This is a genomic window from Stenotrophomonas sp. YJH_SMC_79, from assembly GCF_059367995.1.
Genome location: NZ_JCAFRK010000002.1, coordinates 824,643 through 837,060 on the forward strand (window position 1 = coordinate 824,643; position 12,418 = coordinate 837,060).

Sequence of the window (12,418 nt, forward strand, 5' to 3'; positions counted from 1 at the left end):
CTGCTGGCAGATGCCGTGGCTATCGAACCAGTGCCTCCACTGGATCCAGCTGGGCGGCGCGGCGTGCGGGCAGGAAGCCGAAGCCAATACCAATCAGGCTGGAACAGGCGAAGGCGGCCAGAATCGAATGGACGGAGAACACCAGGCTGAAGCCCACGTTGGCAAACTCCAATGCGGCACCCAGCGCCAGGGCCACGCCGATGCCGAGCACGCCACCGAGCAGGCACACCAGCACCGATTCGATCAGGAACTGCTGCAGGATGTCACTGCGACGCGCGCCCACCGCCATGCGTACGCCGATCTCGCGGGTGCGCTCGGTCACCGAGACCAGCATGATGTTCATCACGCCGATCCCGCCCACCACCAGTGCGATGGCGGCGATGGAGCTGATCATCATGGTCAGGATGCCGGTGGTCTGTTCGATGGATTCACGGATCTGCGCGTTGTTGCTCATGTAGAAGTCGGTGCTGCCGTGGCGCCGCGTCAGCAACCGTGCGATGGCCTGCTCGGCCGCTTCCATGCTGATCGCATCGGAGACGCGCACGGTGATGCTGGAAACATGCCGCTGCCCGAGCATGCGCGCCATGGTGGTGGTGTAGGGCAGCCACACCCGCAGCAGCGAGGCATCGCCGGCCGCGCCGGCGTCCTTCTTCACCACGCCCACCACGCGTACCGGCACGTTGCCCAGCAGCAGGCTCTGGCCGATGGGATTGTCCGCCGCAGCGAAGAAGTGGGCGCGGGTATTGGCGTCGATCACCACCACCTGCTGGTAGCCGGCCACGGCGGGTGGCCCGAAGAAGGCGCCTTCGCCAAGCTTCAGGCCATGTACGCGGAAGTACTGCTCGCTGACGCCCTGCACCTGCACGCTGGCCGAGCGGTTGGCGCGCAGGGCGGTTCCGCTGGTAGCCACTCCGGGCGTGGCACTGTCCACGAACGGCTGCCGGGCCAGAGCCACGCTGTCGCCGGGGGTGAGGGTTTCCACGCGTGCCGAATGCAGGTCGCCAAAACCGGATCCGGGATAGATCTCGATGGTGTTGGTGCCCAGCGATGAGATGTTGGACAGGATGGCCTGCCGCGCCCCGGCGCCCAGCGCCACGACCGATACGACCGACGCAATGCCGATGATGATGCCGAGCATGGTCAGGAAGGTGCGCATGCGGTGCGCATTCATTGCGCGCAGGGCCATCCGGAACGCCTCTGCGAAGCGGTCACGCATCGCCTGGAGGCCGCTGCCATGGCCGCGCAGCGGCAAGGCCGCTGCTGGCGCTTCTGTGGCCGGGCCCCTGCCCGTGGCACGATCATCGACAATCCGGCCGTCGCGGATTTCGATGATGCGCTGGGCATGGTCGGCCACGGCCATGTCATGCGTTACCAGCACCACGGTATGGCCCTCGGCATGCAGTTCGCCGAGGATCTTCATCACCTCCTTGCCGGAGTGTGTGTCCAGTGCACCCGTGGGTTCATCGGCGAATATCACAGCGCCGCCGTTCATCAGTGCGCGCGCAATCGAAACGCGCTGCTGCTGGCCGCCTGACAGTTCGCCCGGCAGATGTCGCAGGCGCTCACCCAGGCCCAGCCGCGCCAGCAGTTCGCCCGCCCGGGCGTGGCGCGCGTTGGCCGGCATCCCCGCATAGATCGCGGGCACTTCCACATTGCCCAGTGCGGTCAGATCGGTCAGCAGGTGGTAGCGCTGGAAGATGAAGCCGAAGTGCTCGCGGCGTAGTTCGGCGAGTTCATCGGGCGACATCCGTGCGGTTTCGCGCCCGCCGATCTGGTACTGGCCCGCAGAAGGGCGATCCAGGCAGCCGAGAATGTTCATCAGCGTGGACTTGCCCGAGCCGGACTGGCCGACGATGGCCACCAGCTCACCGGCACGGATATCCAGGTCGATGCCATCGAGCACGACCAGGGTCTGTTCGCCGGCCGCGAACTCGCGGCGGATGCCGCGCACGCGCAGCAGCGGTGTGTCCATTTCTTTGCCCGTCATGGCTGTGCGGGAACTGAGGCGGCCGCATCGCCGGTCTGGGCCAGCACCACCTGCTCGCCTTCCTGCAGGCCGCTACGCACTTCCACGTTGATCTGGTCGTCCAGCCCGGTGGTGATGCTCCGTGGGGCTGGGTGGCCATCCTTGCCGCGAACCTGCACGCTGTAGCGGCCATCGGCGGCACGTGCACCCAGTGCTGCCGAAGGAATGATCAGTACGCCTTTCGCATGCCCCAGCACGATGCGCACCTGTGCGGTCATGTAGCTGCGCAGGCGGCCATCTGCATTGGACACGTCGAACTGCCCGTTGTAGTACATGGCCGTGCGGCTGCCACCGGCGGTCGCGGGAGAAGCCAGGCCGGAAGCATCTTCCCGGGTGATCGATTCGGGTGCCGGTGCGATGTCGCGCAGTTTGCTGCTGTAGCGTCGGCCACTGTCTCCCAGGATGGTGAAGAACGCTTCCTGGCCAACCGATGTGTGCACAACATCAGCCTCGGAAATTTCCGCATATACCGTCATCACGTCCTGGTTGCCCAGCATCACGATGGTCGGTGCGCTCTGTACCGCGTTCACGGTCTGCCCCTGGCGTGCCACCACGGCCAGCACGGTGCCGTCGGTGGGCGCGGTGATGCGGGTGAACTCCAGGTTGGTCTGTGCGATATCCACGTCGGTCTGCCGCTGCACGATCTCTCCTTCCAGTGCGGCGATCTGTTCGCGGGTGGCATCGACCTTTGCCTTGGCCGCATCGAAGTCGGCGCGGGCCACCAGTTGCGTGGCCACCAGTTGCTGCTGCCGATGCAGGGCCAGCTCGAACTGGCGCAGGTCGGTGGCCAGTGCATCGCGGTTGGCGCGCGCAGTGCGCTGTGCAGCCTGCGCGCTCAGCAGTGCATTGCGCTGTGTTCGCGAGTCGATATCGGCGATGGGATCGCCAGCCTTCACCTTGTCGCCCAGCTTCACATGCAGGGTCTCGATGCGGCCGGAAACCTGCGCACCAACGCTTACCAGTCGCGAGGGCTTCAGCGTGCCAGTGGCTTCCACCACCTGTTCGATGTTGCCGCGAACGACCGGCGCAACCTGGAGTTGCGGTGGTGGCGTGGGCCGCAACCATGCAAGCAGAATCAGCGCGCTGCACAGCAGGCCGGCAGCAATGATGAGCGCACGGCGGCGCTTGCGCGGTACGGCGCTCATCGGCGCAGCATCCAGAAAAGACAGGTCATCGGGGGTCCTCGCGACAGAAGAGACACACGTCTGTCGTGGCAGACGTGGTTGGCCGTCGAGTCTCGATGCGCTGGGTTGCGCGAACCTTGCGGGACTATCGTTGTGTCAGCGTGCGGCAAGAAGGGCGAGCAGTGCCACGGCGATGAACTGCAGGGCGCTACCGAGAACCAGCAGCGTATTGCGCAGGCGGTGGCCTGGCATTCGCGCACCGCAGAGTTGACTCGCCGCGCCGGCCACCAACCAGGAGAACATTGGACCAGGCAGCTTCGTCATCCCTGCACCGATGGTGATCATGAGCGCACTGGCAATCATTATCCCAGCGGCATGTCCATCCAGGACGCGTAGCAGTGGTGGCGTCGGGCGCGAGGTTGCCGCGCGCCATGCCGCCAACCCGTGCAGCGCAGCGTGCAAGCCAACGAACAACAGCACGGCCGCCGCCGGCGCTGTGCTCGCGTGCCGATACGTTGAAGCCGCAAGCGCAATGCCGGGCAGCAGCAGGAACAAAGCGCCGAACAGCCGTATCAGCACGCCAGCGCGCTCGGTATCAGGAACTGCCCGCAGCCAACGCGGCCAATGTTGCAGGCCGGGCGCGCGGCCATCGCGCGGGCGGCGATTCCATGCGGCAGCGGTAAGTCCCGGCGAACTCCGTGGTGGCACAGTGCGCCTGGAAGAGGACGGTGGAGGAGCTCCCTGGGTCACATGCAGGCTTCCTGTCAGATCGGAACGCGGTGGCACGGCAGGTGCCACCCCCCGATGCTGTCCAGCGAACATTGCCGCAACCTTGCCTGTCCTCGCTGCTGGCCACGCATGGACAGGTGCCGGTTACACAGGTGCATGCGATGTGTTCAGTGCTCCAGCGGTGGCATGCTGGTCACGCCTGGATGCAAAGGAAACTCAACACGGATCAGTGCACCACCGCCAGGCGCATCCAGAATCGTGACGCGGCCACCGTGGCGGTCGATCACCTGGCGCACCAGGTTCAGCCCCAGGCCCGCGCCGGTCTGCCTCGGTCTCAGCCGCTGGAAGGGTTCGAAGACGCGTTCGCGCTGGTCGAGGGGTATGCCGGGACCGTCGTCCTCAACCTCCAGGCAGCTGCCCTGGACGCGCACGACGATCTGGCGTCCGCCATGTTCGGCAGCATTGAGTACCAGGTTGGAGATCACACGTTCCACCGCGCCGGTCTCGCCGAGCACCGGGAAGTGGGGTTCCACCGCCACGGCTACCGCCTTGTCCGACTGGATCAACAGCGGCGCCATATCAGCGGCCACCCGTTTGGCCACCCGCGCCAGGTTGATGGTTTCCTTCGGTCCGTCCTCGTCCATGCGGTGCAGATCCAGCAGCTGCTCTGCCAGCGTCGCCAACCGTGCCACTTCCACGGCCAGGCTGCGCGAGGTGGCATCGTCGGCCGCATCGACCTTTACCCCCAGAATCGCGATGGGTGTGCGAAGCTCATGTGCGGCGGCGGCAATGAAGCGGCGTTGCCGTTCGTGTCCCTCGTCCAGCCGGTCCAGCGCCTCATTCACCGCTGTCACCAACGGAGCGATCTCTACCGGTACAGCGGTTTCCGTCAGGCGGACACCGCGGCGGCTGGCGGAGATGTTGCGGGCTTCCTGCGCGATGCGCTCCACCCCGGCCAGGGCTCGTCTTACGATGACCGGTGTCAGGACGATGGTGGCCAGGCCCAGCAGCAGGAAGATCGGCAGGGTGATGATGTGTGCCGCCAGCGCCATCTGCCAGGTCAGCGTATCGGTTTCGCCGTGGGCCATGATGGTCAGCTTGCCGGCCGGGCCGCTGTGCTGGCGGATCACGACGGCCAGGCCATCGCTGCGGTCGCGCCCGCGCAGGTCGCCAAAGGGAATGCCATCCAGTGCGCCTACCAGCGAGGCATAGGCCGGCGGCACAGGCCCGAACGTTACGTGGTGGCCGTGCTCATCCTCGGCGATGAACCATGCACCGGGAACGATCTTCAGCAGTTCGGCCAGTTCCGGCGTGTTCTGCACGTACAGTTCGCCATTGCGGTCGCGGTGCACCGCGTCGGCAGCCACCGGCGCGAAGGTCTGGATGGTGTAGTAGCCACCGCTGTCGGCACGTATCAGTACCATCAGCAGCGCGAAGAACGCCACCAGCAACGCCAGCAGCTGATAGATCAGCGTTTTGACGATCAACGGGCGCTTCAGCGATGGACGACGCGCCATTACTTGGCTTCCCGCATCAGATAGCCGACGCCGCGGATGGCGTGTATCTCTACTCCTGCTTCGGCATCGGCCAGCTTGCGGCGAAGGCGCGAGACATGTGAATCGAGCGTGTTGGAATGGATGCCGTCATCGAATCCATACACCGCCATTTCAATCGACTCGCGCAGCACGGTGCGGCCCAGCCGCCGGGCCAACGCGGCCAGTACACGTATCTCACGGCGCGGCAGCTCCAGCCGTTGCCCGTCCACGCTGGCCTCGCCCGATGCCGGATCGAACACCAACCGGCCGATGCTCACCAGTTCCACCTGCATGCCGCTCGGGCGGCGCCCGGCAGCGCGGATGCGGGCGAACAGCTCTTCGAGTGCGAAGGGCTTGGCCAGATAGTCGTCCGCGCCCTCATCCAGGCCGGCGATGCGGTCCGGCAGCTGCCCCAGCGCGCTCAGCACGATGATCGGCACCCCGGGGTTGCGCTCACGCAACAGCGGAATCAATCCCAAGCCATCGCCGTCGGGCAGGGTGCGGTCCAGCAATACCAGGTCGTGCGATCCGTACAGGGCTGCTTCGCGGGCCAGCGCCAGCGTGTTGGCCAGATCCACCACGTAGCGCTCGCGCTGCAGGGCGGACTTCAGGGTGGCGGCCAGTTCGACCTCGTCTTCAATCAGCAGGATGTGCATCGGCAGGGCTTGCGCAGGAAGGGGGCGTGGCAGGGCGGTTCGGCACGCGCCGGCACCGTATTACAGGAACATTGCGTGAACATGGCGTGCCGTCCGGATGCCCCGTAGGCCCCTGATGCCGCATGAAAGAGGGCATGGGCGCAAGGTTCGCGCAATCCGGGCACTCCAGCCTTGGCGCCCTTCCGCTGATCCCCAACCCCTTGGAGTACCCATGAAGCTGTTTGTTCCGTTGTTGTTCGTGGCCGCGCTGAGTGGCTGTACCACCGCCAGGATGACCGTTACCCCCGATGGCCGGCGCGGCGTCTCCATCGACTGCAGTGGCTCCAGCTCCTGGAGTGGCTGCTACGAAAAGGCCGGGCAGATGTGCCCAGGCGGCTATGTGGTCTTCAGCAAGGATGGCGACGACGGCAACGCCATCGCGGTGGGCAACAAGAACGGCTTCACCTCCACCCAGATGGCGACCCGCTCGATGCTGGTGGCCTGCTCGCACTGACGCCGGGAGGGGAGGTGGGTTGCCACCTCCCCCTGTCATCATGGTTCGCAGCCCTGCCTCAGAAGCTGTAAGCCGCCTCCCCCTGTCATCATGGTTCGCAGCCCTGCCTCAGAAGCTGTAAGCCGCCTGCACATACACCCGCCGAGGCTCGCCAGGGAAGTGCCCGTTGCGTTCGATGAAGCCACTGGCCGCGTACACCTTGTCGAACAGGTTCTTGACGTTGGCCTGGAACTGCCACTGCTTCCACGTGGTCTTCCAGCTCATGTCGAACACGGTGTAGGCCTTGACGGTCTGCCCGTCCAGGCTGACACGCTCGCCCACATGGTCTGCTCCGAAGCCGATGGCGGAGTTGATTGCCGGCAGGTCGTAGCGGGTCCATAGGCCCAGCTTGTTGCGCGGCGCATTGGCGAAGCGGTCGCCGGCGGCGTTGGTGATGCCATTCGGGCCGGCGTCCTTCACCCGCGCATCGTTGTAGGCGTAGGTCAGGTTCAGCACCCAGCGCTCGGTGAGATCGGCCAACAGGTCCAGCTCCATGCCGGTACTGCGTACCAGGCCCAGCGCGGCCAACTGGTTCACGCCACCAATCACCTCGCCGGTGGCCTGCACGATGTTGCTGCGGTCGATCCGGTAGGCCGCCATGTTCAAGGTCACACGGTCGGCCAGCAGGGACTTCAGGCCCACCTCCCACTGCTTGCTGCGTTCGGCATCGAACGGTCCGCCGGCGGCTGGGTTCTGGTTGGCGGCACTCTGCGGCACGAAACCACTGGCGACGTTGGCGTAGACATTCAGGCCCTCGCGCACGGTAAACGTGCTGCCCAGCCGCCAGCTGAGATCGTTGCCATCCACACTCGTGCCAGTGATGCGATCCTCATCCTTGAAGCCATCCCAGCGCAGCCCGGCCAGCACATGCCAGCGCGGGCCCAGTGCCAGTTCGTCCTGCAGGTAGCCGCCATAGCGCTTGCTGCGGGTGGACGTGCTGCGCCAGGGCAGGGCAGCCAGGTTGTAGTCGTGCCAGGTACTGGCGCCGTACACGGGATTGAACAGGTCGATGCCGCGCACCGGCCCGGCACCACGCGCAAGGTCAGCGCTGTTGGCGGTCTGTGCGGTGAAATCCGCATCCAGCTGGTACACATCGGCGCCGAACAGCACCTTGTGCTCAACTGCGCCGGTGGTCACCCGCCAGACTGCATTGCCGTTGGCAGTGAATGCTTCGTTGTCACGGATCTGGTTGCGCAGCTGGCGGGTCATCCATTCGGCCACGCCATCGCGGTCACGATCGATCAGACCCATCGGCTCGTGGTACATCTGGTGCTCGTTGTTGCTGAACCAGCGGGCGGCGAAGTCCAGGTCCAGAGTGTCGCTCGGCGCGAAACGGTACTGCGCCAGCGCCACCTTGGCGCGCATGTCGAGGAAGTCGCTGGCCTCGTTGTGGTTCCAGCGCCGGTCGGTCAGGAACGTGCCTGCATCGTTGACCGGCACGCCGCGCAGGCGGTTGCCGCCAAGGTTCTGGGTAATGTCGGTGAACTGGAGCACCAGTTCGCCGGTCTGGCCGACGTCGAAGGCCAGCGAGGCGTCGCCGATCACAGTCTCGCTGTCGGTGTTCCAGCGCACGCCCTTTTCACTGTCGGCATAGAGCCCGGCGCGATAGCGCACGCTGCCGGCGGCATTCAATGGCCCGGTACCCTCGATCGATCCGGCACGGAAGTCCTTGTCGCCCAGCTGGACCTCGATGCGGCGTTCGGCGCTGGCTTTCGGTTTGCGGGTCACGTAGTTGATGACACCGCCCGCATCACCCCCGCCATACAGTGCACCTGCCGGCCCCTTCAGCACTTCCACGCGCTCGATGTTGAACAGCTGCGGCACCGAAAATCCTGCATACGGGTCACCGCGCAGACCGTCATACAGCACGTTCTCCTGGCGGAAGCCGCGCAGGGTCACCCCGGCATAGCTGAAATAGCTGATGCCGCTGATGCTGCGATAGAGGTCGGTCACCTGACGCGCAGCCTGGTCGTCGATCAGTTCACGCGGGATGACCTGGATCGACTGCGGGACCAGTTCCAGCGGCGTATCCGTGCGGGTACCGACCGCGGCATCGTCTACCCGATACAGCGTCTGTGCACGTCCGCGGACCTCGACCTTGTCCAGGTCCTTGGGCGCGGTAGTCGAGGGCTCGGCAGCATGGGCAAGGGCGGCCAGGGGCAGGGTCAGTGCCAGGCACAGGGTGCGCTGCAGGGGCGTGGAAAGGGGCATTGGGGGAAGGTCATGTGTCTGCAAATGAGAAAGATTAGCATTTGCAACACTTCGAAACCTATCCCCCGAATGCGCTATGGACGCGCGCCGGGATCCGTATACGGGGTGCCCGCCAGGGCCACCAGTACCCCGGTGGCACCGCGCACGATCAGCTGCAGCATGGCCTCGCGCGGGTCCTCGTGCTGAAGCTGGCTTGCCAGTCCTTTCTCATAGGCCGCCACCATCGACGCCAGCAGCATGGCCGCGCCCAATCGCGCTTCGGCGTCATGTGCAGGCCGGCCGACAGCGTCGGCCATCAATCGCGCCAGATCGTCAGTCAACTGCGCCTGCAGCCGTCGCGCGTGCGCGACCAGTACCGGGCTCTCGGCCACGGTGCCCCAGAAGGCGGCAGCGCCGGTATTGATGCGCAGCAGCGGATGGCCGGCCTCCAGCAACTCACGAACGAGTGACTGGAAGGCCGCGAGCGGGGTCATGCCGCCGCGCGCCATCATGCCCTCGCGCAGCAGCATGCGCGCCTCCTCATCGCGATCGAACACCAGGTCTTCCTTGCTGGCGAAGTAGTTGAAGACCGTCTTGCGTGAGACGCCCGCGGCTTCGGCGATCTCGGACATGGAGACGGCCTCGAAGCCGCGCCGGATGATCAGCTCGGTGGCGACGTCCGAAATCGCTTGTCGGGTCTCGGCCTTGCGTTGTTCGCGACGACCAGGGGGCGAGGTCATGGGCGGTTCACTTGTGAAAACGTACACCGAGTGTAACATTTGGCCGGCCAGAGCGCCGACCCGGTGCTCACAAGGAATCTCCATGCTGTACGACGTTGTCATTGCCGGTGCTGGCCCGGTTGGCTTGTTCCTGTCCTGCGAACTGGCCCAGGCCGGGTGTTCGGTGCTGGTGCTGGAACAGGCCGGATCCGCTGATTCGCCGTTGAAGCGCCTGCCATTCGGGCTGCGCGGCCTGAACGCCCCCACGCTGGAGGCACTGGATCGGCGCGGCCTGTTGGACGCGGTCGCCGCGACACAGGTCCTCAAGCCCGACAAGGGCGCGCCGCCGCCCGGCACCGCCCATTGGCTGGCGCAACCGCGGGCGCTGGGTGGCCACTTCGCCGGCATTCCGTTTGCGTTGAACGACGTCGACCGCACGCGCTGGACCTGGCGCCTGCCGACGCCGGTGGGCACCCAGATGGCGGTGGAGCTGCAGGCCCTGGAAACGGTGCTGGCCGAACGTGCGACCAGGCTGGGCGTGCGCATCGAACGCGGGCGTGCGGTACAGGCGGTGCGCGCCGGTGCAACCGAAGTGGAGATAGAGACCGCTGACGGAGTGGTACGTGGTCGCTGGCTGGTAGGTTGCGACGGAGGCCGTAGCACGGTCCGCAAGCAATGCGGTTTCAGTTTCATCGGCACCGATCCCGAATTCACCGGTCATTCGCTACTGGTCGATCTGGAGGATCCCGGCGTGCTGACCCCGGGCCGTCAGTACACCGCGCAGGGCATGTGCAATTTCAATCCACCCGGTGTGCTCGCGCTTGCCGATTTCGATGGCGGTGCCGGGCATCGAAAGCCTCTCGCGCTGGACGAAGCGCAGTCGCTGCTGCGGCGTGTGTCTGCCCGCGACGTGACCATCACCGCGCTGCATCTGCACAGCACCTGGACCGATGGCGCGCGCCAGGCCAGCGCCTATCGCAACGGCCGCGTGCTGCTGGCAGGCGACGCTGCGCATGTGCATTCCCCGTTGGGAGGGCAGGGCCTGAATCTGGGCATCGGCGATGCGATGAACCTGGGCTGGAAACTGGCCAGTGTGGTACGCGGTGACGCTGGCGTGGCGCTGCTGGACAGTTATCACGCGGAACGGCATCCGGTTGGCGTCAGAGTACTGGACTGGTCGCGCGCGCAGGTTGCATTGATGCGTCCTGGCGCCGGTTCGCGCGCGTTGGCGGCGGTGATGGCCGATCTGGCCGGCACCCGCGATGGCGCCACCTATCTGGCCGAACGGGTGTGGGGCGTGTCGCAACAGCTCGATCCCGGTGATGGCCATCCACTGGCCGGTCGCAGCGTGCCGGACTTCCTGCTGGCCGATGGTCGCCGCATGGGGCAGGTGCTGAGGACGGGGCAGGGGGTGTTGCTTGTGCTCGATGAGAACGGCGCTTCGTACGACCCCGTCGACCGTTGGCGGCAGCCGATTACCCGCATTGCCTCGGCGACGGACGATGCGCTGGGCCTGGGAGCGGTGTTGGTGAGGCCTGATGGAGTTGTTGCGTGGGCCTGCGATGCGGGAGGCGATCAGGCTGGGTTGCGCCAAGCGTTGCAGCGCGGGTTCGGGCTGCCGGAAGCAGGCTGACGCACAGGGTGGAGGCGCAGCCGATGTGGGCTGCGCCGGGTGCGGTTACAGGTCCTTCTTCTTGCCGCTCAGGTCGATCGGCCTGTCACTGCCCTTGCGCTCGCTCGACCACACTTCCATGCTCTTGTTGCAGCGGCTCTCGCGGGCAGCGACTTCGCGCGGCAGGTCCTTCAGATGCGGCGACTCCTGGCAGGCCTGATGCATGTTGCTGTCGTCATAGGTGGCACAGGCGCTGAGCGAGGCCAGGGCAACGGCGGTGAGGGAAGCGCGGAGCAGGGGCTGCAGGTTCATGGGGAGGTCTCGGGTGGTGCCGGGCTGGCCATGGAATTCAAATCCGTGACACCTGGCGCAGACAATCCGACCAATCGCACTTGTTATTATGTAACGAATGCGCGATAGTCCGGCGCCTCCTGCTGTCAGGCGACGCAGATCATCAGCATCATGCTGAGCGCCAGCATCAGCACGAATACGCGTCGGCTCAGCGCAAGGCAGGCCAGGCAGGCTGCCAGTGCCCAGATGGCCAGCAGCGCGCAGGCCAGCAGCCACAACCCGATCACCATCAAGGATCCACTCGCCAGTGCGGACAGTGCGATCGCCTTGAACAACGTCACGCCCAGCACACTGCCGAGCACGCCTGCCTGCAGGGCGATGGCATCGTGACGGGCAGGGGTGGGCGGGTGGTGCATGTCGGCGGCGTTCGTTCGTTGCAAGGGACGCGTAGCCACTGTGCCCGACCGCATATCCACGCCATGTGTTTTTCGCGCACGCGATGCGCAGCCGGCGCAGGCCTCAGTCGAATTCGCCCTCGGCCGATTCCAGCCGTTGCCGGTAGGCAGCGCGGTGCTGATACAGGCGCTGGCATTCGGCCGACCTGTGGATGCGGCTGCCGGGTTCGTTGGCTACCGAGTCGCACATCCGCGCAATATGGTTGTTCTCTGCCAGCTCGGTGACGAAGAACACGGCGGTGATGCCGGTACCGAGCAGCACGACATAGAGCAGGCGGCTGAGCCAGCGTGACAGCTTGCGCTCGAAGTGTTGCTGGATGGTCAGGTCGAAACGGATGATGCTGAGCACGATCCAGATGATTGCGACCAGGAAACAGAGTGTAGGCAGCAGGCCACGCCAGAGCCCGGCCTCGTAGACCGATTCGTTGTAGTGGATGGCCGCGCCGGCACCGGCGATGGCGATGGCAAGTGCCCAGTTGCGGCCCAGCGAGAGCAGGTCGTCGAGCAGCTTCTCGCGGTTCTTGGTCGATCCTGCTGCCACGTGGGTTC

Annotated in this window: 12 protein-coding genes; 2 read left to right on the forward strand and 10 right to left on the reverse strand. The window is 65.7% G+C overall.

Annotated elements, in window-relative coordinates:
- Positions 1–19: 19 nt before the first annotated feature.
- The 5 genes from AC5P57_RS10570 to AC5P57_RS10590 form a co-directional block, all read right to left on the reverse strand.
- A complete protein-coding gene (locus AC5P57_RS10570; RefSeq protein WP_495219562.1) occupies positions 20–1,972 on the reverse strand; it encodes a MacB family efflux pump subunit in 1,953 nt (650 codons plus the stop codon).
- Positions 1,973–1,983: 11 nt separating this feature from the next.
- Positions 1,984–3,171, reverse strand: coding sequence for an efflux RND transporter periplasmic adaptor subunit (locus AC5P57_RS10575; protein WP_262234908.1), 1,188 nt, complete (start codon positions 3,169–3,171; stop codon positions 1,984–1,986).
- Between the two features lie 135 nt (positions 3,172–3,306).
- Positions 3,307–3,729: a hypothetical protein gene (locus AC5P57_RS10580; protein ID WP_495219563.1), complete on the reverse strand. Its 423-nt coding sequence runs from the start codon at positions 3,727–3,729 to the stop codon at positions 3,307–3,309.
- Positions 3,730–4,046: 317 nt separating this feature from the next.
- Positions 4,047–5,396, reverse strand: coding sequence for a sensor histidine kinase (locus tag AC5P57_RS10585; protein ID WP_495219564.1), 1,350 nt, complete (start codon positions 5,394–5,396; stop codon positions 4,047–4,049).
- The gene (locus tag AC5P57_RS10590) at positions 5,396–6,070 is read right to left on the reverse strand and encodes a response regulator transcription factor (RefSeq protein WP_495219565.1); all 675 of its coding nucleotides are present in this window, start codon (positions 6,068–6,070) and stop codon (positions 5,396–5,398) included. The genes AC5P57_RS10585 and AC5P57_RS10590 overlap by 1 nt, the downstream gene beginning before the upstream one ends.
- 211 nt (positions 6,071–6,281) lie before the next feature.
- Here AC5P57_RS10590 and AC5P57_RS10595 point away from each other — a divergent pair, with 211 nt between their 5' ends.
- On the forward strand, positions 6,282–6,563 hold the full coding sequence (locus AC5P57_RS10595; protein ID WP_010484816.1) for a hypothetical protein: 282 nt from the start codon (positions 6,282–6,284) through the stop codon (positions 6,561–6,563).
- Positions 6,564–6,671: 108 nt separating this feature from the next.
- Here AC5P57_RS10595 and AC5P57_RS10600 read toward each other — a convergent pair whose 3' ends face one another.
- Together AC5P57_RS10600 and AC5P57_RS10605 are read right to left on the reverse strand one after the other, a co-directional pair.
- Positions 6,672–8,813, reverse strand: a complete 2,142-nt coding sequence (locus AC5P57_RS10600) for a TonB-dependent siderophore receptor (protein WP_495219566.1) — start codon at positions 8,811–8,813, stop codon at positions 6,672–6,674.
- 74 nt (positions 8,814–8,887) lie between these two features.
- Positions 8,888–9,532 (reverse strand): TetR/AcrR family transcriptional regulator, encoded by a 645-nt coding sequence (locus tag AC5P57_RS10605; protein WP_099550983.1) that lies wholly within the window; start codon positions 9,530–9,532, stop codon positions 8,888–8,890.
- A gap of 82 nt (positions 9,533–9,614) precedes the next feature.
- On the opposite strand from AC5P57_RS10605, the gene AC5P57_RS10610 reads away from it, so the two are divergent.
- Complete coding sequence (locus AC5P57_RS10610) at positions 9,615–11,144, forward strand: FAD-dependent monooxygenase (RefSeq protein ID WP_262234913.1); 1,530 nt, start codon at positions 9,615–9,617, stop codon at positions 11,142–11,144.
- 45 nt (positions 11,145–11,189) lie between these two features.
- On the opposite strand, the gene AC5P57_RS10615 is transcribed toward AC5P57_RS10610, so the two are convergent.
- The 3 genes from AC5P57_RS10615 to AC5P57_RS10625 all read right to left on the reverse strand — a co-directional run bounded on the left by AC5P57_RS10615 (position 11,190) and on the right by AC5P57_RS10625 (position 12,410).
- Entirely contained in the window at positions 11,190–11,435 is a 246-nt protein-coding gene (locus AC5P57_RS10615) for a hypothetical protein (protein WP_054172026.1), read from the reverse strand.
- A 125-nt stretch (positions 11,436–11,560) separates the two neighbouring features.
- Positions 11,561–11,830: a hypothetical protein gene (locus AC5P57_RS10620; RefSeq protein ID WP_099550985.1), complete on the reverse strand. Its 270-nt coding sequence runs from the start codon at positions 11,828–11,830 to the stop codon at positions 11,561–11,563.
- 103 nt (positions 11,831–11,933) lie between these two features.
- Entirely contained in the window at positions 11,934–12,410 is a 477-nt protein-coding gene (locus tag AC5P57_RS10625; protein ID WP_262234914.1) for a hypothetical protein, read from the reverse strand.
- Between the last annotated feature and the right edge of the window lie 8 nt (positions 12,411–12,418).